Origin of the sequence: Bacillus sp. JNUCC-21, from assembly GCF_041222765.1 — a bacterium.
Taxonomy (GTDB): domain Bacteria; phylum Bacillota; class Bacilli; order Bacillales; family Bacillaceae; genus Bacillus; species Bacillus velezensis.
Genome location: NZ_CP166019.1, coordinates 2,418,058 through 2,440,557, shown reverse-complemented (window position 1 = coordinate 2,440,557; position 22,500 = coordinate 2,418,058). Strand labels below are relative to the sequence as shown.

23 protein-coding genes and 1 riboswitch are annotated in these 22,500 nt (G+C 46.2%); of the genes, 21 read left to right on the top strand and 2 right to left on the bottom strand.

Annotation, left to right across the window (positions count from 1 at the left end; genetic code table 11):
* Positions 1-74 precede the first annotated feature (74 nt).
* From JNUCC21_RS12270 to JNUCC21_RS12215, 12 genes are all read left to right on the top strand, one after another.
* Positions 75-560, top strand: a complete 486-nt coding sequence (locus JNUCC21_RS12270) for a DUF3907 family protein (RefSeq protein WP_216061710.1) — start codon at positions 75-77, stop codon at positions 558-560.
* 112 nt (positions 561-672) lie between these two features.
* Entirely contained in the window at positions 673-1,824 is a 1,152-nt protein-coding gene (locus JNUCC21_RS12265; RefSeq protein WP_216061709.1) for a D-alanyl-D-alanine carboxypeptidase family protein, read from the top strand.
* On the top strand, positions 1,812-2,402 hold the full coding sequence (locus JNUCC21_RS12260) for a nucleoside recognition domain-containing protein (protein WP_003153385.1): 591 nt from the start codon (positions 1,812-1,814) through the stop codon (positions 2,400-2,402). Before JNUCC21_RS12265 ends, JNUCC21_RS12260 begins: the two co-directional genes overlap by 13 nt.
* 4 nt (positions 2,403-2,406) lie before the next feature.
* Positions 2,407-2,943 carry a spore maturation protein SpmB gene (gene spmB, locus JNUCC21_RS12255; protein ID WP_216061708.1) on the top strand — a complete coding sequence of 179 codons (537 nt, stop codon included), beginning with the start codon at positions 2,407-2,409 and terminating at the stop codon, positions 2,941-2,943.
* Between the two features lie 93 nt (positions 2,944-3,036).
* Complete coding sequence (gene rluB, locus JNUCC21_RS12250; protein WP_007612296.1) at positions 3,037-3,771, top strand: 23S rRNA pseudouridine(2605) synthase RluB; 735 nt, start codon at positions 3,037-3,039, stop codon at positions 3,769-3,771.
* Positions 3,772-3,855: 84 nt separating this feature from the next.
* Positions 3,856-4,395, top strand: a complete 540-nt coding sequence (gene resA, locus JNUCC21_RS12245) for a thiol-disulfide oxidoreductase ResA (protein WP_003153391.1) — start codon at positions 3,856-3,858, stop codon at positions 4,393-4,395.
* Entirely contained in the window at positions 4,392-6,020 is a 1,629-nt protein-coding gene (locus JNUCC21_RS12240; protein WP_216061707.1) for a cytochrome c biogenesis protein ResB, read from the top strand. The genes resA and JNUCC21_RS12240 overlap by 4 nt, the downstream gene beginning before the upstream one ends.
* Positions 6,021-6,038: 18 nt before the next feature.
* Positions 6,039-7,214, top strand: coding sequence for a c-type cytochrome biogenesis protein CcsB (gene ccsB, locus JNUCC21_RS12235; RefSeq protein ID WP_020956016.1), 1,176 nt, complete (start codon positions 6,039-6,041; stop codon positions 7,212-7,214).
* 81 nt (positions 7,215-7,295) lie between these two features.
* Positions 7,296-8,018, top strand: coding sequence for a DNA-binding response regulator ResD (gene resD / locus JNUCC21_RS12230; RefSeq protein ID WP_003153397.1), 723 nt, complete (start codon positions 7,296-7,298; stop codon positions 8,016-8,018).
* Complete coding sequence (locus tag JNUCC21_RS12225) at positions 8,015-9,796, top strand: ATP-binding protein (protein WP_025284944.1); 1,782 nt, start codon at positions 8,015-8,017, stop codon at positions 9,794-9,796. The genes resD and JNUCC21_RS12225 overlap by 4 nt, the downstream gene beginning before the upstream one ends.
* Before the next feature lie 190 nt (positions 9,797-9,986).
* The gene (sigX, locus tag JNUCC21_RS12220) at positions 9,987-10,571 is read left to right on the top strand and encodes an RNA polymerase sigma factor SigX (RefSeq protein WP_003153399.1); all 585 of its coding nucleotides are present in this window, start codon (positions 9,987-9,989) and stop codon (positions 10,569-10,571) included.
* Positions 10,546-11,607, top strand: coding sequence for a sugar dehydratase (locus JNUCC21_RS12215; protein WP_072589347.1), 1,062 nt, complete (start codon positions 10,546-10,548; stop codon positions 11,605-11,607). The genes sigX and JNUCC21_RS12215 overlap by 26 nt, the downstream gene beginning before the upstream one ends.
* 46 nt (positions 11,608-11,653) lie before the next feature.
* On the opposite strand, the gene serA is transcribed toward JNUCC21_RS12215, so the two are convergent.
* Positions 11,654-13,231 (bottom strand): phosphoglycerate dehydrogenase, encoded by a 1,578-nt coding sequence (gene serA, locus JNUCC21_RS12210; RefSeq protein ID WP_369878186.1) that lies wholly within the window; start codon positions 13,229-13,231, stop codon positions 11,654-11,656.
* A 206-nt stretch (positions 13,232-13,437) separates the two neighbouring features.
* A riboswitch (FMN riboswitch) is annotated at positions 13,438-13,572 on the top strand.
* Positions 13,573-13,719: 147 nt separating this feature from the next.
* Between serA and JNUCC21_RS12205 the strand changes: the two genes are divergently transcribed.
* The gene (locus JNUCC21_RS12205; RefSeq protein WP_015240114.1) at positions 13,720-14,292 is read left to right on the top strand and encodes an ECF transporter S component; all 573 of its coding nucleotides are present in this window, start codon (positions 13,720-13,722) and stop codon (positions 14,290-14,292) included.
* A 136-nt stretch (positions 14,293-14,428) separates the two neighbouring features.
* Here the strand turns inward: JNUCC21_RS12205 and JNUCC21_RS12200 are convergent, their stop codons facing one another.
* Entirely contained in the window at positions 14,429-14,677 is a 249-nt protein-coding gene (locus JNUCC21_RS12200; protein ID WP_003153403.1) for a ferredoxin, read from the bottom strand.
* A gap of 268 nt (positions 14,678-14,945) precedes the next feature.
* Here JNUCC21_RS12200 and JNUCC21_RS12195 point away from each other — a divergent pair, with 268 nt between their 5' ends.
* The 8 genes from JNUCC21_RS12195 (at position 14,946) to gudB (ending at position 22,410) form a co-directional block, all read left to right on the top strand.
* On the top strand, positions 14,946-16,004 hold the full coding sequence (locus tag JNUCC21_RS12195; RefSeq protein WP_127069529.1) for a helix-turn-helix domain-containing protein: 1,059 nt from the start codon (positions 14,946-14,948) through the stop codon (positions 16,002-16,004).
* Complete coding sequence (locus tag JNUCC21_RS12190; RefSeq protein ID WP_032866327.1) at positions 15,997-17,487, top strand: ATP-dependent DNA helicase RecQ; 1,491 nt, start codon at positions 15,997-15,999, stop codon at positions 17,485-17,487. Before JNUCC21_RS12195 ends, JNUCC21_RS12190 begins: the two co-directional genes overlap by 8 nt.
* 14 nt (positions 17,488-17,501) lie before the next feature.
* Positions 17,502-18,089: a CPBP family intramembrane glutamic endopeptidase gene (locus JNUCC21_RS12185; protein WP_015240111.1), complete on the top strand. Its 588-nt coding sequence runs from the start codon at positions 17,502-17,504 to the stop codon at positions 18,087-18,089.
* A complete protein-coding gene (locus tag JNUCC21_RS12180) occupies positions 18,067-18,837 on the top strand; it encodes a LysM peptidoglycan-binding domain-containing protein (protein ID WP_063636684.1) in 771 nt (256 codons plus the stop codon). Before JNUCC21_RS12185 ends, JNUCC21_RS12180 begins: the two co-directional genes overlap by 23 nt.
* Positions 18,838-18,905: 68 nt before the next feature.
* The gene (locus tag JNUCC21_RS12175; protein WP_007409443.1) at positions 18,906-19,364 is read left to right on the top strand and encodes a YpbF family protein; all 459 of its coding nucleotides are present in this window, start codon (positions 18,906-18,908) and stop codon (positions 19,362-19,364) included.
* Between the two features lie 86 nt (positions 19,365-19,450).
* Complete coding sequence (locus JNUCC21_RS12170; protein ID WP_369878185.1) at positions 19,451-20,239, top strand: metallophosphoesterase; 789 nt, start codon at positions 19,451-19,453, stop codon at positions 20,237-20,239.
* Positions 20,240-20,390: 151 nt separating this feature from the next.
* Positions 20,391-20,975, top strand: a complete 585-nt coding sequence (locus JNUCC21_RS12165) for a genetic competence negative regulator (protein WP_003153412.1) — start codon at positions 20,391-20,393, stop codon at positions 20,973-20,975.
* A 160-nt stretch (positions 20,976-21,135) separates the two neighbouring features.
* A complete protein-coding gene (gene gudB, locus JNUCC21_RS12160) occupies positions 21,136-22,410 on the top strand; it encodes an NAD-specific glutamate dehydrogenase (RefSeq protein ID WP_003153413.1) in 1,275 nt (424 codons plus the stop codon).
* The last annotated feature ends 90 nt before the right edge of the window (positions 22,411-22,500 follow it).

Below are 22,500 nucleotides of genomic sequence, written 5' to 3'. Positions count from 1 at the left end.
ATACGATAGTAGGGAAAGGCCATTGATGAATGACGCAAATGACGACGTACAAGAGAGGAAGGAAACGGACGGAAATGGGAAATTCGATTGTGAGGGCTCATACTGAAGAAACTGGTGAATTTTTAGCCGAGGTTGTCACGATGGTCAGCAGCTATTTAAATCATACAACTTTGCCGGAGATGCGGGCTCAAGGAGAGGCGGATGAGGCATACTGCCGCGACGTGCTCAGTGTGCTGAGGAGGATGACCGTCTTTTGCGAAGGCGCCCAGGAAGCCTGCAGGCGGCTTTTAATGCAGGAGACGTTTCATGAGGCGAGAGCGGAAAAAACGCTGTATAAAGTATATCATCAGTGCGTGGAAGAGTTTTTCATGCCGAAAAAGGATACATGGTACGAAAACAGCCGCGCCGCTTATACAGGCCAAAGCGCGATTGAATTCTACCAGCAAGTGCCGGACTCGCTGCGGAGCCTTCTGCTTTCGCTCAGCAGTGAATTTCTGCGCATGCGGGAAGAATTGGCGCAATATGAAGCATCAGGCTCAAATATGGCATCAGTCAGATAAAAACTCTTCCTTTTGGGAGAGTTTTTTTATGTGAAAGTGATGCAATTGGTATTCATAAGTCATGGACATGCGCATAAACTTGTACAAACCCACAACAAGGACGTGAGCATTCATGCGCTTTCTCAAAAAAGCTGCCGTATTTCTTTTGACTTTTGTTATTCTTTTTTCCATTACAGACGGCAATACGGCACATGCCCAAATACATGTCAGCGCAAAAAGCGCGATTATAATCGACGGAGCATCTGGCAGGGTGTTATTCGCCAAGGATGAACATCATAAGCGGCGGATTGCAAGCATTACGAAAATCATGACGGCGGTGCTGGCGATTGAATCAGGGAAGATGGAAGAGACCGTGACGGTTTCCCCGAATGCCGTAAAAACGGAAGGCTCAGCCATTTATCTTCAGCCGGGACAAAAAGTAAAGCTGAAAGATCTCGTATACGGGCTTATGTTAAGGTCAGGAAATGACGCCGCTGCGGCAATAGCGGAATATGTCGGCGGAAGCCTTGACGGTTTTGTATTTATGATGAACAAAAAAGCCGAGCAAATCGGGATGGAAAATACAAAATTTCAAAATCCGCACGGGCTGGACGACCATGAAAATTTATATTCAACGGCGTATGACATGGCGCTTTTGACTAAATACGCGATGAAAATCAAGGAATACCGGACCGTTTCAGGCACAAAAGTGTATAAGGCGGAAACGATGGACCGGGTATGGAAAAATAAAAACAAGCTTCTCACAGGGCTCTACCGTTACAGCACAGGCGGAAAAACAGGTTACACAAAAATCGCGAAACGGACGCTCGTCTCGACGGCCTCAAAAGACGGTACGGATCTCATCGCGGTCACCATAAATGATCCGGATGATTGGGATGATCATATGAATATGTTTAATTATGTCTTTGATCACTATAAAACCTATGTCGTCGCCAAAAAAGGCGGCATTCCGAAGCTGAAAAAGACGTTTTACGGAAAGCGCGCTTTTATTGCCCGGGATGTAAAATATTTGTTAAAAGAGGATGAAATCGACGATGTAAAAATCCGCACAACCTTAATAAAACCGAAAAAAGCCTGGAAAAAGGACGCCGCTCTCATTCCTGATGTCGTCGGCCGAATGACTGTTATGCATGATGGGAAAGTGATCGCCAGGATCCCCGTCTATTATGAAAACGAGCGCCATAAAAAACCGAAAAAGCATTTCATTGAGACGTTTACGAGCCTGTTTATGAGCGCGGCGGGCGGTTCGTCATGGTCAATTTAATCTGGGTATGTCTGACGGTAATCGGACTTGTCTTTGCGATGTTTAACGGTACCTTGCAGGATGTGAATGAAGCCGTTTTTAAAGGAGCGAAAGAAGCGGTTACGATCTCGTTCGGATTAATGAGCGTTCTCGTGTTCTGGCTCGGCCTGATGAAAATAGCCGAGCAGTCCGGCCTTTTGGATATATTCAGCAGAATGTGCCGCCCGTTTATTTCTAAGCTGTTTCCCGATATTCCCCCTGATCATCCGGCGATGGGATACATCTTATCAAATCTCATGGCAAACTTTTTCGGACTGGGAAATGCGGCGACACCGCTCGGCATTAAAGCCATGGAGCAGATGAAAAAGCTGAATGGAGGTAAGTCTGAGGCCAGCCGTTCCATGATTACCTTTTTGGCGGTAAATACTTCGAGTATTACATTGATACCGACAACCGTCATTGCCGTGCGCATGGCTTACTCGGCGAAATCACCGACCGATATCGTCGGGCCGACCATCTTAGCGACTTTAATTTCGGGAATCGGCGCGATTTTCATTGACCGCTACTTCTGGTACCGCCGTAAAAGAAAAGGGAGGTAAGCGAATGGAAATGGTGAATTGGCTGTCTTTAGCCATGATTCCGATTATTATCGCCGGTATATTGATATACGGCACGATCAAAAAAGTGCCGACGTATGAATCATTCGTTGAAGGCGGAAAAGAAGGAATTGAGATTGCGTTTTCCATCATTCCGTATTTGGTCGGGATGCTGGTGGCGATTACCGTATTCCGGGCCTCGGGCGCGCTGGATTTTGTCATGGGGCTGTGCAAGCCTCTCTTTACAGAAATCGGCATTCCCGCAGAAGTCGTGCCGCTTGCTCTGATCCGCCCGATTTCGGGGACGGCGGCGCTCGGCATGACGACAGATCTGATCGCCGTGTACGGGCCTGATTCATTTATCGGCAGGCTGGCTTCGGTCATGCAGGGATCGACTGACACGACGCTGTATGTCCTGACGGTGTATTTCGGGGCGGTCGGCATCAAAAAAATGGGGGATGCTTTAAAGGTTGGTCTTCTTGCTGATTTGATCGGGGTGGTTGCATCAATCATCATAGTTACGTTATTATTTGGAAGCGCCTGAAATCAGGCGCTTTTTATATATCAAAATAACTCTCCTTGAAAAAGCTTGTTTGTTCAAGGGGAAAAAAGTAAGATTATACTTGAGGTGAACGACATGGAAAGACTGCAAAAAGTTATTGCTCATGCCGGCGTGGCATCACGCAGAAAGGCGGAAGAGCTGATAAAAGAAGGAAAAGTAAAGGTGAATGGAAAAGTAATAACAGAGCTCGGCGTAAAAGTGACCGGTTCTGATCAGATTGAAGTAAACGGATTAAAGGTGGAGCGGGAAGAACCCGTGTACTTTCTGCTTTATAAACCGAGAGGAGTGATCTCAGCAGCTGATGACGACAAAGGGCGGAAAGTGGTGACCGACTTTTTCAAAGAAGTGCCGCAGCGCATTTATCCGATCGGCAGGCTTGATTATGATACGAGCGGACTTTTATTGCTGACAAATGACGGCGAGTTTGCCAACAAACTCATGCATCCGAAATACGAAATTGATAAGACGTACGTCGCCAAAGTGAAGGGGATTCCTTCCAAGGAACTTCTGAGAAAGCTTGAGCGCGGCATTCAGCTTGAGGAAGGCAAGACGGCGCCGGCCAGAGCGAAAATGCTTTCCCTGGACAAAAGAAAGCAGACGAGCATCATTCAGCTGACGATTCATGAAGGCCGAAACAGACAGGTCCGCCGCATGTTCGAGGCGATCGGTCATGACGTGCTGAAACTAAAACGTGAAGAATACGCATTTTTAGATTTAAGAGGCCTGCGCACAGGAGACGCAAGAGAATTGTCGCCGCATGAGGTGAAAAGGCTGCGGGCTTTAGCTGAACACGGTAAAAACGCTTTCTAATTTTCACATAACCTTCAAAAATTACAAAACGTGTTGATGATATAATTGAATGGATTTGCAGGCAGGGGAGGGGAGCAGTGTACAATGAACAAAAAACGGCGGCGTTTATTCATTCGGACCGGCATCCTTCTCATCTTACTCTGCGCGCTCGGATATACCATCTATAATGCCGTATACACAAACGGTGAGCGTATATCTGAGGGGTCCAAAGCCCCGAATTTCGCGCTGAAAGATACAGAGGGCAGACTCATAGAACTGAGTCAGTTAAAAGGAAAAGGTGTTTTTCTGAATTTCTGGGGAACGTGGTGCGAGCCGTGCAAGCAGGAATTTCCCTACATGGAGAATCAATACAAGCATTTTAAAGACCTCGGTGTCGAGGTGGTTGCGGTAAATGTCGGCGAATCAAAAATTGCAGTACATAATTTTATGAAAACATACGGCGTCAATTTCCCGGTTGCGCTCGATACTGACCGGCAAGTGCTGGACGCGTACGGCGTATCACCTATTCCGACGACATTTTTGATCAATCCCGACGGAAAAGTCGTGAAAGTGGTGACCGGCACGATGACAGAACGCATGGTTCATGACTATATGAATTTAATTAAGCCGGAGGCGTCTTCATGAAAAAGGTCAAATGTGAATGCAGGCACGTGAATCCAGCCGGGACGGTTTTATGCGAGTCGTGCGGGAAGCCGCTTGATGATCAAAAATCGCTGCTTGCGGATATGCGGTACGACGGCAGCGCAAGGCGTTCGCAAACATATAACAAAACAATCGTAGATAAGGTATGGAACTTCTTTTCTTCCGTAAAAGTCGGAATATGGCTGATCGTCATTACTCTGGCGGCGTCTGCTTTCGGCACGGTTTTTCCGCAGGAAGCTTATCTGCCGCCGGGCGCCCAGCCGGATACATATTATGAACAGCAGTATGGCATAATCGGTCAACTGTACTATCTGCTGGGATTTCATCACCTGTACGGCTCATGGTGGTATATGCTCCTGATCGCATCCATTGGTATATCACTGGTCATCTGCAGCTTGGATCGGGTGATTCCTTTGTACAGGGCGCTGAAAAATCAAGGAGTTCGGCGGAATCCGATCTTTTTGAAGAGGCAGCGTCTATACAGCCGGACAGAAACCGAGCTGAGCGGGGATGCGGCTGATAGCCTCAGAACACGATTGAAAAAAAAGCATTATAGAGTGCGAGAACAAGAGGGAAGCATTCTGGCGGAAAAAGGCCGTTTTTCAAGGTGGGGGCCCTACGTCAATCATATCGGTCTGATCATTTTTCTGATCGGAGCCATGCTGAGATTTGTACCCGGTATGTATGTCGATGAAACGCTCTGGGTCCGTGAAGGCGAAACCGCTCAGATCCCCGGCACTGATGGCAAGTATTACTTAAAAAACAACCGGTTCACGATGCAGACATATAACAAAGACACTGAGAAAAAAGTATTCGCCGACGCCATTGACAGAGCCGGAAACGGCAAAGTCGCCAAATCCTTCACAACGGACGCGGTTTTGTACAAGAGGGAAGGCGACATTGTATTCGGCGAAAAGCCGAAGCTTAAAAGAGTCAAAGAAAACAATATCCGCGTCAATGAACCGCTGCGTTTTGACTCCTATTCTGTGTATCAGGTGGACTATAAAGAAAACCAGCTCGATCAGATGGTATTTCAGCTGATCGACCAAAAAACAAAACAGTCATTCGGCAAACTGAAGATCAATCTTCTTGATCCCGACACGGACTATGATCTTGGTAACGGTTACAAAGTGCAGATCGCCAGTTATCTTCCTGATTTTTATTTTAACAAGGACGGAGAACCGAGCACGAAAACGAAGGTTCCTAACAATCCGGCTTTTGTCTTTAAAATCACGGCTCCTGACAAGCCAAAAGGGGAGAAAAGTTTTGTTGCGATTCAGCAGACTGTTGAAGGTTCCGAAAGTAACAAGTACAAATTAAAATTCGACCATGTGGAAACGAAAAACATTACAGGACTCACCGTCAGAAAAGATTTAACCTTATGGGTGCTTGCCGTCGGCGGCGCGATCTTTATGATCGGCGTCATTCAAGGAATGTACTGGCAGCACAGAAGGATCTGGATCAAAACAGGTGATCATGAAGTGCTTGTGGCGGGACATACGAACAAAAACTGGTTCGGTCTGAAAAAGGATATCGAATTTGTTCTTAGCGGGACCGGGATTCAAGAGCCGGCCGATCAAAAAGAATTGGCCAAAAATCAGGCCTAGTGAAAAAGGAGTGGTGTCATGGCGGAGCTGAGCGCAAATTTTCTTTATGCTGCCTTTTTGATTTATTTAATTGCCGTCCCGGTTTTCGGCGGCGCCATCCGGGGAACAAAAGGTGCTAAGGACGGTAAGGGCCGCTGGTCGGCTATCGGAATCACGTTAACCATATTCGGATTTCTTTGTCATCTCGCCTACTTCATTGCGAGATGGTCGGCAAGCGGACATGCGCCTGTCAGCAATATGTTTGAATTTACGACGTCATTCGGCATGATGCTTGTTCTCGCTTTTATTATTATTTACTTTATTTACAGACTGCCTTCATTAGGCATGTTCACATTGTCTATCGCGCTTTTGCTTATCGCATATGCAAGCATGTTTCCGACAGACATCACGCCGCTTATTCCGTCACTGCAGAGCAATTGGCTGTACATTCACGTCACGACGGCGGCGCTCGGGCAGGCGATTCTTGCGATCAGTTTTGTAGCCGGCGTCATTTTCCTGTTAAAGCATGTCGACCAATCCAGACCGGGCAAAAAAACGTTCTGGCTTGAAGTCATCATGTTTATACTCGTGACGACCGTGGCATTTATCGCCGTCACGTCGGCATTCCGGCTGGCGGATTACAAAGCTGAATTTAATTGGGTGGATAAAAAAGAAGCCAAAAGCGTCATGATATATGATATGCCTGCGCTTGTCGGCCCGCATGAGGGAGAATTGCTTACGGAAGGCGCAATGAAGCCGCTTATTGAGCTTCCGGCCATTTTTTCAGGCAGAAAGGTCAATACGGTGATCTGGTCGTTTGGCGCAGGTCTCGTTTTATACGGTGCGCTCAGGCTGATATTCAGAAAGAGAATCAGCGCTCTTATCAGCCCGCTCGTCAAAAATGTGAATCTGGACTTGGTCGATGAAGTCGGCTACCGCGCTGTTTCCATCGGTTTTCCGGTATTTACACTCGGCGCGCTTGTGTTTGCGATGATTTGGGCGCAGCTTGCATGGACGCGTTTTTGGGGCTGGGACCCGAAGGAAGTATGGGCACTGATCACCTTTTTATTTTACGCAGCGTATTTGCACTTGCGGCTGTCAAGAGGCTGGCATGGTGAAAAGTCCGCGTGGCTTGCCGTCATCGGCTTCGCCATTATTATGTTTAACTTAATTTTTGTGAATCTCGTGCTTGCCGGACTTCATTCGTACGCATAGATGCAAAAAGCCGATACAGTTCTCAAGCTGCCGCACAGTTTGTTAAAATGAAAGTAACAGAAGGAAAGCAGGGGGAAAACGATGGATCAAACAAATGAAACTAAAATATTAGTAGTAGATGATGAAGCCAGAATTCGACGCCTTTTAAGAATGTACCTTGAACGGGAAAACTATGTGATTGAAGAAGCGGAAAACGGCGACGAGGCCATTAAAATGGGGCTGGCATCAGATTATGATCTGGTACTCTTGGATTTAATGATGCCGGGAACGGACGGAATCGAAGTATGCCGGCAGCTCAGAGAAAAAAAAGCGACGCCGATTATCATGCTGACGGCAAAAGGGGAAGAAGCCAACCGCGTCCAGGGGTTTGAAGCGGGTACGGACGATTATATCGTCAAGCCTTTCAGCCCGAGAGAAGTGGTGCTTCGGGTAAAGGCGCTTTTAAGAAGAGCTTCCCAAACATCTTATCTGACAGCCAATACCCCGACAAAAAATGTGCTCGTCTTTTCGCATCTATCCATTGATCACGATGCTCACAGGGTGACTGCGGACGGCACAGAGGTGAGCCTGACGCCGAAGGAATATGAACTGCTGTACTTCCTGGCGAAAACACCGGACAAAGTGTACGACAGGGAAAAGCTTTTAAAAGAAGTGTGGCAGTATGAATTTTTCGGAGACCTCAGAACGGTGGACACCCATGTCAAACGGCTCCGTGAAAAATTAAATAAAGTGTCCCCGGGAGCGGCGAAAAAAATCGTCACCGTATGGGGAGTCGGATACAAATTTGAGGTAGGCGCTGAATGAAGTTTTGGAAAAGCGTAGTAGGAAAGCTTTGGTTTACCATTCTTTCACTCGTGTTAATTGTTTTATTTATTTTAACGGTGCTGCTTCTGGAATTTATCGAAAATTACCACGTTGAAGAAGCGGAAAAAGATTTAACGCAGCTTGCCGATAAAATTGCGGTCATAATAGAAAATCATGAAGACCAGCCGCTTGCCAGATCCATCACGTGGGAACTGGCGGACAATTTAACGAGCATCGCGATCATTCAGGATGATAAGCATGTCTGGTATTCGCCCAATGACGATAATCATTTATCCTCTATTACATTAGAGCAGATCAAACATGACCGGGATCTGCACAAGGCGCTGACAGACCGCAAAAAAGTAAGCAAACGAGCGGTCCCCAACAATGCCGGTTCGGATAACGAACGGCTGATCGTCGGAGTGCCGTATGAAAAAGACGGCAAAAAAGGCATGGTCTTTTTATCCCAATCGCTGCTTGCCGTCAAAGATACGACGAAACATACGACACGCTATATTTTTCTTGCGGCGGGCATTGCCATCGTCTTGACAACGTTTTTCGCGTTCTTTTTATCCAGCAGGGTGACATATCCCCTTCGGAAAATGCGGGAAGGCGCCCAAGACTTGGCGAAAGGAAAGTTTGATACAAAAATTCCGATTCTGACCCAAGATGAAATCGGGGAACTGGCCATTGCCTTTAATCAGATGGGACGGCAGCTCAATTTCCATATTAACGCGCTGAATCAGGAAAAAGAACAGCTGTCCAATATTTTAAGCAGTATGGCAGACGGGGTCATCACCATTAATATCGACGGCACCATTTTGGTGACCAACCCGCCGGCCGAACGTTTTCTGCAGGCATGGTATTATGAGCAGAACATGAACATTAAAGAAGGAGACAACCTTCCCCCTGAAGCAAAAGAGCTATTTCAAAATGCAGTGAACACGGAAAAAGAGCAAATGATTGAAATGACGCTTCAAGGAAGGTCATGGGTTTTATTGATGTCGCCTCTTTATGCGGAATCACACGTCCGCGGCGCCGTGGCCGTGCTCCGTGATATGACCGAAGAGCGCAGGCTGGATAAATTGCGTGAAGACTTCATTGCCAATGTCAGTCATGAGCTCAGAACCCCGATTTCTATGCTGCAGGGATACAGCGAAGCAATAGTGGACGACATTGCAAGCACAGAAGAGGAGAAAAAAGAAATTGCGCAGATCATTTATGATGAATCTCTTCGCATGGGCCGGCTCGTCAATGACTTGCTGGATTTGGCCAGAATGGAATCCGGACATACGGGCCTGCACTATGAAACGGTAAACCTGCATGAATTTCTGGAGAAGATCTCCCGCAAATTTTCCGGGGTAGCGAAGGAAAAAGGCGTTTCGCTCACAGAGGACATCTCGGTGTCTCAGCCGGAGTGTGTCTTTGATGAAGACAAAATGGAACAAGTGTTTACCAACCTTATAGATAATGCGCTGCGCCATACGGAGTCAGGCGGAAGCGTTCATATCGCGGCTCAGACCGTAAAAGACGGACTGAAAATCGATATCAAAGATTCCGGCTCGGGAATACCGGAAGAGGATCTGCCTTTTATTTTTGAACGTTTTTATAAAGCGGACAAAGCAAGAACAAGAGGCAGGGCGGGAACCGGACTCGGACTCGCCATCGTAAAAAATATCGTGGAAGCCCACGGCGGCTCAATTGCGGTTCACAGCAGCATCGACAAAGGGACGACGTTTACATTTTATATTCCGACAAAAGCGCAGGATGACGTCTGAAATTGACGAACAATCTTGTTCCATACGAAACACCCGCATGTTCTGCGGGTGTTTTTTATTTGTTTCTCCTTTAAAAATTTAAGAATATGTTAATATAAATTCCCTTCCAAATTCCAGTTTCTCGTAATATAGTTGTAATGTAACTTTTCAACGCATTTTTACGACAAAAAAGTGAACGGAGGGGTTTCCCATGGAAGAAACCTTTCAGATATTATATGATGCATACCATCAAGATTTATATCAATTTTTATTTTATATGGTAAAAGATAAGTCGCAGGCTGAAGATTTGACGCAGGAAGTGTATATCCGCGTCTTGAATTCCTATCATACATTTGAAGGAAGAAGCAGTGAAAAAACATGGCTGTTGTCCATCGCACGCCATGTGGCGATTGACTGGTTCCGCAAGCAGCAGACGATCAGACAGCGTATTATGGGTACGTTTGATTGGGATACACAAGATGTCAGAGATCAGCATTTGCTTCCGGACGAACTCGCCGTACAGCATGAAAACGTCCGGGAAATTTATACCGCGCTTGATCATTGCACCATTGATCAAAGAGCTGTTATTATCTTGAGATTTATTCAGGGATATTCCATTCAGGAAACAGCCGCCGCTCTCCGCTTCTCGGAAAGCAAAGTCAAAACGACCCAACACAGAGGGCTCAAAATACTTCGGAAACAGATGGAGCTTTTGAGGGAGGAGCTAATGGATGATGAAGTCATATTGGAACGAAGAAAGAGTAGAGGAGTTGTTAAGACAACTTCCGGCGGTTAGAGATCATCGTTCACCCGAGGCCATTTACCGGAATATTGAAACGGGTAAACCGTACAGGAAAAAACCGGCCCGAAGCTGGATCGGCCCCGCCGCAGCCGGCGTCTGCGCATTGTGCATCGCTCTGATTATATCTCCTCACCTGATGACAAACAAATCTGCCGGTGATCTTACAGCTGACAGCGGTCAAGCTGAAAAAGCCAGTCAGTCAGCTGCTGTCAAGCCGGATCAGAAGACGTTTGTCGTTTCTAACGAAAACAAAAACAATTACATTACTTTGGCGTTTGCCGATTCAGATACATCCGCCGTCATACCGGTCAGTTTTGAAAAAAAGAAGCCGGATGAATCGGTATCAGAGGCTTTATCCGAAGCGGAAAACCTAGAAGTGCCCGAATCCTTCCTGTCTGTGCCGAACCTTTTGGAAGGTGTGCAGGTAACGGCGGATAAGAAGGATTTGCTTGTGCAGGTAAACGGACGGCTTTCTATCGAATCAGTTGCCGATGCTGACTTATTGAAAAAGATGCTGAAAGAGACTTTGACATGGAGTCCTTACGAGCGGATTAAATTGAAAAAGATTCAAAACGGAGCCGGACAGGATTTTTATAAATCTTACGGCATATCCGCTGAAATGTCCGTACATAAACAGACAAACCGGGCGTATTTTTCTTACAGCGACAGTCTGGGACAAGAGTATCTCATCCCGTCTGAACAAACCTATTATTCAGTATATCAGGCTATTGACGGGATGAAGACAACAGACGGAGGCTCACAGACCGCGAGCATTATAGAAGCCGATGCGATTGCATCGGTATCGGAAAGGGAAGACGGCGAGCAGCTGCGGATTCAATTGTCCGAAAAACATAAGGTTGAAGATTCGCTGGAAGGGATTTTAATGATCGAAGGGCTTCTGTTAACTGCGAAGGAATTCGGTTATTCTGAGGTGCTGTTCACACATGCGCATACAAAGAAAATCGGTAATTATGATGTGACAAAACCTATCGCTGTGCCTGCCGCGCCTAATCCGCTTCCAAGCCATTAAACCTAATAAAACCCAAAACATATGAATGTTTTGGGTTTTTTGTTGGTTACGGAAGGTCAATCAGTTTAACGGAAACAATATCCTGAATTGAAGTCAGCTCATTGATGACTTTATCATCTAAATGTTTATCAAAAGAAAGCATCATAATGGCTTCTCCGCCTTTTTCTTTACGGCCTACCTGCATGGTAGCGATATTGATATCGTTATCGCCGAGGATGCGTCCGACGCGTCCGATTACACCAGTCGTATCCTGGTGCTGGATATAAACGAGGTGGCCGGCAGGATTTAAGTCAATATTAAAGCCGTTCAGCTCAACGATTCGTTCACCGAAGTGAGGGATATACGTAGCCGTTAACGTAAATGTGCTCCGGTCTCCGGTTACTTTTACGCTGATGCAGTTATCATATCCTGATTCATTGGAGGAAATCTTCTCGCTGAAGCTGATTCCGCGTTCTTTTGCTACACCGCCGGCGTTCACTTCATTGACCGTTGAGTCTACACGCGGTTTTAAGAAACCGGACAGCAGGCTTTTTGTAATAAATGATGTTTCAAGTTTGGCGATGGTGCCTTCATATTGAATCGCAACATCTTTGACGGGTTCCTTCATACATTGTGACACGAGACTTCCGATTTTATCGGCAATTTGGTGATAAGGCTGGATTTTTTTGAATTCATCTTTCGTCATCGCAGGCAGGTTGATCGCTGACATGACAGGCAGACCTTTTGCAAACTGCAGCACTTCTTCAGAAACCTGTGCAGCGACATTCAGCTGTGCTTCTTTCGTTGAAGCGCCTAAGTGAGGTGTGGCGATCACCAGCGGATGGTCGGGAAGCTTTGATTCAACTGGCGGTTCCACTTCAAACACGTCAAGGGCAGCGCCTGCGACATGGCCGCTTTCCAGCGCTTCCAAAAGCGCCGCTTCATCAATAATGCCGCCTCTTGCGCAGTTGATAAGACGGACGCCTTTTTTCGTTTTAGCAATGGTTTCTCTGTTAAGCAGTCCTTTTGTTTCCTTTGTTAAAGGCGTGTGGACGGTAATGATATCCGCGCTTTCAAGCACTTCTTCGAATGTCCGGCTGTTTACGCCGATTTTACCGGCTCTCTCTTCGGTTAAGAAAGGATCGAATACATGAACCGTCATACCGAACGCTCTGGCGCGCTGGGCAATCTCGCTTCCGATCCGGCCCAGACCGACAATGCCTAAAGTCTTTCCGTAGAGCTCCGCCCCGACAAAAGCCGTCCGGTTCCATTCTCTTGATTTTACTGAGATATTGGCTTGCGGAATGTGTCTCATTAATGAAGAAATCATCGCGAATGTATGCTCTGCCGTTGAAATGGTGTTTCCATTCGGCGCGTTTATCACGATAACCCCATGTTTTGTGGCCTCATCAATGTCGATGTTGTCTACGCCGACACCGGCTCTGCCGACGATTTTTAAAGAGGTCATTTTTTTAAACAATTCTTCGGTTACTTTCGTGGCACTGCGGACTAACAGGGCATCAAAGGTATGTAATTCATCTTCTGCATCCGCGACGTTTTTTTGAACAATTTCTATAAAGTCTGATTCCATCAGCGGCTTTAAGCCGTCATTGCTCATCTTATCTGAGACCAAAACTCGAAACATTGTTAGATTTCCTCCTAGTTTAGCTGACTAAATATCTGATAATTTATCATATTCTCAATAGAGTGTCAATGTGTATTGACGCAGTAAAGGAGAAAAGGAAACCGCTGAATCAGCTTAAATTGGGCTTCCCCAATATTTTATTTAAATTTGAGCAGTTCTCTATACAATTGCAATTTGATCATATATAATGTGAATAAATTCATAAGATCAATCTTCGGGGCAGGGTGAAATTCCCTACCGGCGGTGATGAGCATCATGCTCTAAGCCCGCGAGCTGCTTCGGCGGCAGGATCCGGTGAGATTCCGGAGCCGACAGTATAGTCTGGATGGGAGAAGATGGAGGTTCAGCAGACGTTTTGATGCTTATATCAAACGTTTCTTTGCCAAGCCTTAGTAAGCTCCCGCTTTTTAACAAAAGCGGTTTTTTTATTGGGGCACAAAAGAACCTTTCCTCTTTTCGAGAGATTTGATCGAAAAGGAGAGAGCATTGTGAAAGTAAAAAAATTAGTTGTCATCAGTATGCTTAGCAGTATTGCTTTTGTGCTTATGCTGTTAAATTTCCCGTTTCCGGGGCTGCCGGATTACTTGAAAATTGATTTCAGTGACGTTCCTGCAATTATCGCCATTTTGGTTTACGGGCCTGCGGCGGGGATTGCGGTTGAAGCGATTAAAAATATTCTGCAGTATATCATTCAAGGAAGCATGGCCGGCGTGCCTGTCGGGCAGGCAGCCAATTTTATCGCAGGAACGCTGTTTATTCTGCCGACGGCGTTTATGTTTAAAAAGCTCAAATCTGCTAAAGGACTTGCAGTGAGCCTGCTGGCCGGAACCGCAGCGATGACTGTATTGATGAGTATTTTGAACTATATTCTTATCCTGCCCGCGTATACTTGGTTTTTACATTCACCGGCACTGTCAAACAGCCAGTTAAAAACGGCGGTTGTCGCAGGAATCCTGCCGTTTAACATTGTAAAAGGCGTTATCATCACCATCGTCTTTACGTTCATCTTTACGAAGCTGAAACCTTGGATTGAACAAAAACGCAGCATCCAGACACAATAACCACTCCAAAGCGTCCGCTCTGTGAAAACAGCCGGACGCTTTTTTGTTTGTGCTGATCGCAAAAAATAAGACTCCGGCCGATAACAGCCGGAGTCTTATTCAGGACGAAAAAGCTCCTCTCACGGGGAGGGCTTTTTTATTCGTATTTCAGCGGGTCGCCTTCGAACGGTTCATCCGCAACTTTGATTGAATCAGTAGGGCATCCTTCAAATGCGTCAATCATATCTTCTTCCAGAACTTCCGGAACTTCGACGACGCCTTTATTTTCGTCAAGCGTAACGAACGCAATGCCTTCATCATCATAATCATAAATGTCTGGTGCCGCAGCTCCGCAGGCGCCGCATGCAATACACGTATCTTTATCTACAATTGTGTACTTTGCCATGAATAAAACCTCCCAGATTGTTCGTGTTGGAACAAATGGTTTACCTTATATATTTTTAAATATAACACCTATTCCTCTTACTTATTGTAATGATGTTAGTGTCAAATTTCAACAGAAAAATGATTGAGAATGCTTATCACATAAGGGATTCTCTTTAGCACTTCCCCCTAAAAGATGACTTTAAACGTCAAATTTATATGAAAATCTGTTAAAATAAAAAGAACCAAAAAACGAAACTTGTCACAGAAGAAATGTAGGTGTGTTTAGATTGGCGATAAACTACTTTGATACCGTGGTTCTCGACTGTCTGGACAAAATAGACGGCGAACGGACTCCGAGTGCTGTGTTTCATTTATTAAAAGGAAAAAAGTCGTCTCAAACCATTCAGGATGCCGGCTTATTTCAGATCGCTAAATATTTCGGCATGGCTTCACATTGTGAACGCGGCGATATTGCGGCTTCTTTGCATAAACTCACCGAGAACTCATTCATTACAGCCGGAAAAGAAGAGGGAACGTGGAAAGTGACTGCGCACGGTGTTCAAAGGCTTGAACGGGCGTTTGCCGAGCGGCCTTGGCCGAAGCACTGCCACGGCGCGAATTATCAAACGCCTGCTGTCACCCTGTGGAGGCGGCTTTCCCTGCTCATTCAAGTCCTGTCAAACAAAGAGCATCAATGCAGTCAATATATCCCGGTTACAAATGATGTGCAGACGCTGAGATGGGTCAAACGGTTCATGCGGAACAACAGAGACGCTAAAGAGCTCTCCGTCCAAATGCATGAGACGCTGTTTCACCTTCTGCAAGGCGTAAGTGAACGGCAGGCGCTTATTTTTGTCTATTCTTTAACTTCATTCAACAGAATCGGCAAAACGAATAAGCAGCTTGCTCTCCAGCTGAACGAAGATGAATGGTATGTGTCCGTCCAGTTTTGGGGAGCGGTACATTATGTTATTCAATCGCTTCCGCAATGTGCATATCCCGCTCTGCGCGAGCTGTTGTCCGATCTGCAGGCGGAAAGCGCGCTGACACAGTCTGCCAGAAAAACCTTTGAGCTGTTGGAAAAAGGGTTTCCGATTGAACGGATCGCCGCGGTCAGAAATTTAAAAACCGCCACAATCGAAGATCATATCGTAGAAATATCATTGCATCAGCCTGCATTTTTTATAGAACAGTATCTTTCTGAAGAGGAACAGCGTATGATAACGGCATTTGCAAAACAGCATCAAACGAATAAAATTAAACGGATTCGCGAAGGAATGCAGATGCGCTTCAGCTATTTTCAGATCAGGCTGGCGCTGGCAAAGACGGTGAATCAGCATGACTGAGCTGCATAAAGCTTTATCCAGGTATTTTGGTTTGCATTCCTTTAAAAAAGGGCAGGAAGAGATTATGACTAGCGTGCTCCAAAAAAAAGATACGATCGCCATGCTTCCGACCGGCGGGGGAAAATCATTATGCTATCAACTCCCGGGTTACATGATGGACGGGCTGGTGCTGATTATTTCGCCGCTCCTTTCATTAATGGAAGATCAGGTGCAGCAACTGAAAGCGAAAGGAGAAAAGCGGGTTGCGGCATTAAACAGCATGCTGAATTCCGCAGAGCGGCATTTTATCCTCAGCAACATCAGCCGGTATAAATTTCTCTATATGTCTCCTGAAGCCCTTTCTTCACCTTATGTGCTGAACCGTTTGAAAAATGTCCCGGTCAGTTTATTTGTTATTGATGAGGCTCATTGCATATCAGAATGGGGACATGATTTCAGGCCTGATTACTCGAAGCTCGGGCCTTTCAGGCAGGCACTCGGAAAGCCGCCTGTATTGGCGCTGACCGCAACAGCGACAAAAGAAACGCTCAGAGACGTGACGGATGTGCTCGGACTTGAGCATGCGGTGCGTCATCTTTATTCAGTCAACCGGCCGAATATTCTCCTGGCGGCAGAACATTTGGCTGATAATGCCGAAAAAATAAGCAGGCTCACGGAGCTTGCCGAAAAGCTTGAAGGCCCGGGTATCATATATTGTCCGACCAGAAAATGGGCGGAAGAGCTTGCGGCTGAGCTGAACGAAAAAACGGGAAAGCGGACGGATTATTATCACGGCGGAATGGATACAGGCGACAGGATTTTAATCCAGCAGCAATTTATCCATAACCAGCTTGATTGCATCTGCTGCACCAATGCGTTCGGCATGGGTGTGGATAAGTCAGATATCCGCTTTGTCATTCACTTTTATCCTCCCCAAACGGCCGAGGCCTTTATGCAGGAAATCGGCAGAGCGGGACGCGACGGCAGCCCGAGTGTCAGTATTTTGCTGAGGGCGCCCGGCGATACCGAGCTTCAGCAGCAGATTATTCAGACAGAAAGCCTGTCTGATTATGACCTGGAAGGCATTCTGGCCGTCATACGGGATGCCGGTACGGGTGATGAGCGAAAGCTTCGGGACGTTCTGATCAATAAGGGCGTCCAGGAAACACAGGCGCGAACGGCCGTCCATCTGTATCTGCAAGGAAAAACCACAAAAGAGCAGCTGCAGGAAGAACTGACATACCGCGTGGAAAAGAAGCTGCGTAAAATGAATCGTTTTTCGGCGTTATTAGAGCGGAAAGAATGTATAAGAGAAGCGCTGCTGTCTTATTTTGATGAACCGTATGAGCCTGATGGTCAAACCGGACAATGCTGCAGCAGCTGCGGACTTGATCTGGCTCCGTACGAGCAAAAAGGAGAACGTAAAAATATGGAACGGTTTGAAGATTGGAAGCTGGAATTAGGCCGGATTTTCGGATCAGAGTCTGCGGGTGAGTTCAGCTGAGACGGCAAAGCGAATTGATCCGGCAGCTCTCAGACCGGGAGATTGTGATGCAGCTGTATGCCACCCAATTGCTCATATTGGCGGTTTCAGCTATTATCGGCTTTTTCTTTTTTACCGACATTCACGATTTTTTAAAGCTGTGGCATATACGTGACGATAATATCATATGGTACGGTGTAACTCTTGCCGTCCTTGTCATTTTTGCCGATCTGGCGGTGATGAAATGGTGTCCTTCGCATTTATATGATGACGGCGGCATTAATGTATTGCTTTTTAAGAACAGGCCGGTTCTGCACATTTTGTTTTTGACGCTTCTCATTTCGTTCAGCGAAGAGATTTTGTTCAGAGGCGTTCTGCAGACACATATCGGCTTATGGGCCGCCAGCTTCATTTTTACCGTGCTTCATTTCAGATACTTGGCGAAGTGGCTTCTGTTTATGATGGTTGCGGGCATCAGTCTTTTGCTGGGGCTTATCTATGAATGGACCGGCAATTTATTCGTTCCGGTTACAGCGCATTTTATTATTGATGCGGTATTTGCCTGTCAGATCCGTTTTCAATATGTTAGGAGGGGTTTGCATGACGGAAATGTCAAGAGTTGAAAGAAGAAAAGCTCAGCTGCGTGCCGAGCAGCAGGTTGCCGCGGCCGCGGATGAACAAATTGAATATCTTGAAGACAGCCTCCCGACAAGACAATCTGTAAAAGAGGAGCGTAAAAAAAAGGAAGAGCAGGTGAAGGAAAAAACCAAAACAAAAACGCCGCTGTTCACTTTTTTGACCGTCCTGTTTATTATCGTAACAATCGGTGTCTTTTTCGGTCTTCTTTATATGACGAACAGCAGCAGATTTGACCCGAAGGACTATGAAGATGTCTTCATAGACCACAGTGAAAGTGCGCCTGCCGTTATTCCGAAAGGCGCTCAGAAAGAAACGTCAGAAACCGCTCTTTTAGAACAACCGAAAAAAAAGTCTGACGACAAAGATAAGAAAGAAGCGGCTGCATCTGAAAAAACGAAAGAAAAACCAAGTGAAAAAACACCTGAAAAAACGGAAACGCCCTCAGAAAAACAAGTAAAGCCGACAGACACCGAATACGCGGAGACAAAACAGCAGTCTCCGCCGGCTGTCCGTGAAAAAGCGGCTCCGGCTGCCGCGAGTGATCAAGCCGGGACTGTCCCGAAAAATGTGCGGACCGTACAGCATACTGTACAGCCGAAAGAAACGCTTTACCGCATTTCAATGAAATATTATAAAAGCCGGGCGGGCGAAGAAAAAATCCGCAGCTACAACGGATTAAACGGAAACGACGTGTACACCGGCCAGGTTCTGAACATTCCGCTGTCTGATTAAAATAAATGCATGTTTTCACCGCGTTTTTCATATAGTGTACCAATGAAAACGGACAAGGTGTGAAGCGCATGGATTCTTTATGGAAGCAATTAGACCGATTTGCTGACGGACCGACGAAACAAATGCTTCAGGCGCTGGTGAAACGGAAATTAAAATACGAAAATTATGCCGCACAATGCCGAAGATGGCAGTGGGCGTCCCTCGTTTGTTTTTCCCTGATGTGCATACTGCTGATGTTTAAAAGCTTTAATGCCCCCCAAGCCTCTCCGCAGCTGATTCTGCAGGAAATATTAGGCCATACGGTTTACTTGTGCTGGATTATGGCTTCCGCTTTTGCGTATTGCACTTCTTATTATTTTAAAAAAAAGGAAGAAAAAGCTGAGGGTGAATTTCATAAACTGAGATGTGAAATTATCCAAAAAAGCACGGATTTATGGCCCCAGCCTGAAAAATGGAGGGCGAGAGAATCTGTTTTTCACTTGATGAAACATCGGTATGATATCAATCTTTATTTTGAAAGCAAATAAAATGAGGCGTTTTCCGGAAAGGATAGAAACGTCTTTTTTTGTTTGTCCGTCTAATGTAAGACAATGACAGAATGGAGAGTGCGTTTATGAAGCTTACAGCGGGAATTCTCGGCTCATTGGCGGGAGCGGCTGCGGTTATGGCGGCCGTTATGTACAAAACGGCAAACGGCAGCCATCTGAAAACACATACATTTACGCTTGATAAAATGAAGGGGATGAAGCCGCTCACCATCTTCTTTATATCTGACGTGCACCGCCGTTTAATTGATGAAAAGCTTCTCCGCGAAGCGGCAGGTTATAAGCCGGATGCCGTTTTGCTCGGCGGTGATTTGGCGGAGGGCGGAGTTCCTTACGCCAGAATTGAAGAAAACATCAAACGTCTGACGGCTCTCGCGCCTGTCATGTATGTGTGGGGAAATAATGATTACGAGGTCAGCCAGCAAAAACTGCTCTCTCTTTTACGGGCATACAAAGTGATCCCGCTGAGAAATGAATCGGTTCAGTTTGCTTATAGAGGGGAAACCGTTACGATCTGCGGGGTGGATGATATCAGGATGATGATGGATGATTACGAATCTGCAATCAGATATACGGGTGCTGACAAAGTAAACCTCCTGCTTTGCCATAACCCCGACATCCATGAGCAGATGAGGGAGTCAGACGGGATTGACGCTGTGTTCAGCGGCCATACGCATGGCGGCCAAATCCGTTTCGGCCGGTTCGGGCCGTACGAATTGGGCGGGACGGGAACGGTAAAAAAAGCGCATTACCTGATCAGCAACGGCTACGGGACGACAAAAGTTCCGCTGAGGCTCGGGGCGAAACCGGAGACGCATATGATTACGCTGTGCGGACCGGATGAGCCGTCTTCCTGAAACAAACCCGGCCGCTGTGATAAAAAACGGCATTCTGCTTGTCTTCCCGCTGTACACGGTGTAAACTGATAACAAATTAAGAACCTATGACTCATTTATTCATATACTGTGTTATATGATTTGTGTGCAAGAAGAGGCAGGAGGGAACATTATGCGGCTTGAGCGTCTGAACTATAATAAGATTAAAATCTTTTTAACCCTCGACGATCTGACTGATCGGGGACTGACAAAAGAAGACCTCTGGAAGGACTCGTTTAAAGTCCACCAGTTATTTAAAGATATGATGAATGAAGCAAATACAGAGCTCGGCTTTGAAGCGAATGGTCCGATCGCGGTGGAAGTATATTCTCTTCAGGCACAAGGCATGGTTGTGATTGTAACGAAAAATCATGACGCGGACGCAGAAGATGACGAATATGACGATGATTATATCGAGATGCAGGTCAAACTTGACGAAAGCCCGGATATTATTTATCAGTTCCATTCGTTTGAAGATATCATTCAGCTTGCCGGAAGCCTTCACCGAATCGGGATTACCGGCGGCACCGTCTACCACTATGAGAACCAATACTATGTAAGCCTTGAAGACCTCGGCTCCCGTTCCGCCGAAGGCGTCATCGCGGTGCTGGCTGAATACGGACACCCGGCGACGATTACGATTTACAGGCTCCATGAGTACGGAAAACTCATCATGGACGGCAATGCTGTGGAGACCATCCAGAAACATTTTTCATAAAAAAGATTTGAAACGGCAGCTGTTTTCAGCGGCCGTCTTTTTTTAAGCGAAATAATGGAAAAATCATTGTCTTTCTTCTATGCACGGAGATATTGAAGGTGTATACTAGTCACTGAAAGGGAGCATGAGAGAAACAGAAGATTTTAGGAGGTTAACTCAAATGGCAGCCGATCGATTCACCGGTCATAATGAAGAAGACAAACATGATGTATTAAAATCAACCCAAACCGTAATACATAAAGCTCTGGAAAAATTGGGGTATCCAGAAGAAGTGTATGAACTGCTGAAAGAGCCGCTCAGATTATTAACGGTTAAAATTCCTGTTCGGATGGATGACGGGTCTGTGAAAATATTTACAGGCTATCGTGCGCAGCACAATGATTCCGTAGGTCCGACAAAAGGCGGCATTCGTTTTCACCCGAATGTAACTGAAAAAGAGGTGAAAGCACTTTCCATCTGGATGAGTTTAAAATGCGGAATTATTGATCTTCCTTATGGCGGTGGTAAAGGCGGAATTGTTTGTGATCCGAGAAATATGTCATTCAGAGAGCTTGAAAGACTGAGCAGGGGATATGTCAGAGCAATCAGTCAGATTGTCGGACCGACTAAAGACGTCCCGGCACCTGACGTATTTACAAACTCACAGATTATGGCTTGGATGATGGATGAATATTCAAGAATTGATGAATTTAACTCACCCGGTTTTATTACGGGAAAACCGCTTGTACTCGGCGGATCCCACGGCAGGGAATCAGCGACGGCAAAAGGCGTCACCATCTGCATAAAAGAAGCGGCCAAGAAAAAAGGTCTCGATATTCAGAACGCGCGCGTCGTCGTACAAGGTTTCGGAAACGCGGGCAGCTATCTGGCCAAGTTTATGCATGACGCCGGCGCGAAAGTTGTCGGAATTTCTGACGCGTACGGAGGCCTTTACGATCCGGACGGTCTTGATATTGATTATCTGCTTGACCGCAGAGACAGCTTCGGAACGGTGACGAAGCTTTTCAATGACACCATTACGAATCAGGAGCTGCTTGAGCTGGACTGTGATATACTTGTCCCGGCGGCGATCGAAAACCAAATTACAGAAGAGAACGCTGACCGCATCAAAGCGAAAATCGTTGTAGAAGCGGCAAACGGACCGACGACACTGGAAGGAACGAAAATCCTGACAGACAAAGGAACGCTGCTGGTTCCCGATGTTCTGGCGAGCGCCGGCGGTGTAACGGTTTCTTATTTCGAATGGGTTCAAAACAACCAAGGCTTCTACTGGAGTGAAGAAGAAGTCGAGGAAAAACTGGAAAATATGATGATAAAATCGTTTAATAATATTTATGAAATGTCCCAAAACCGCCGGATTGACATGAGGCTTGCGGCTTACATGGTCGGCGTGCGGAAAATGGCGGAGGCTTCGCGTTTCAGAGGCTGGATATAAACCAATCGTTTGCATAAACAAAAAAAATCTCCTATGATAATATAGGAGATTTTTTATATGAGTGGAAACTTATGATGGAAATGCCAATCG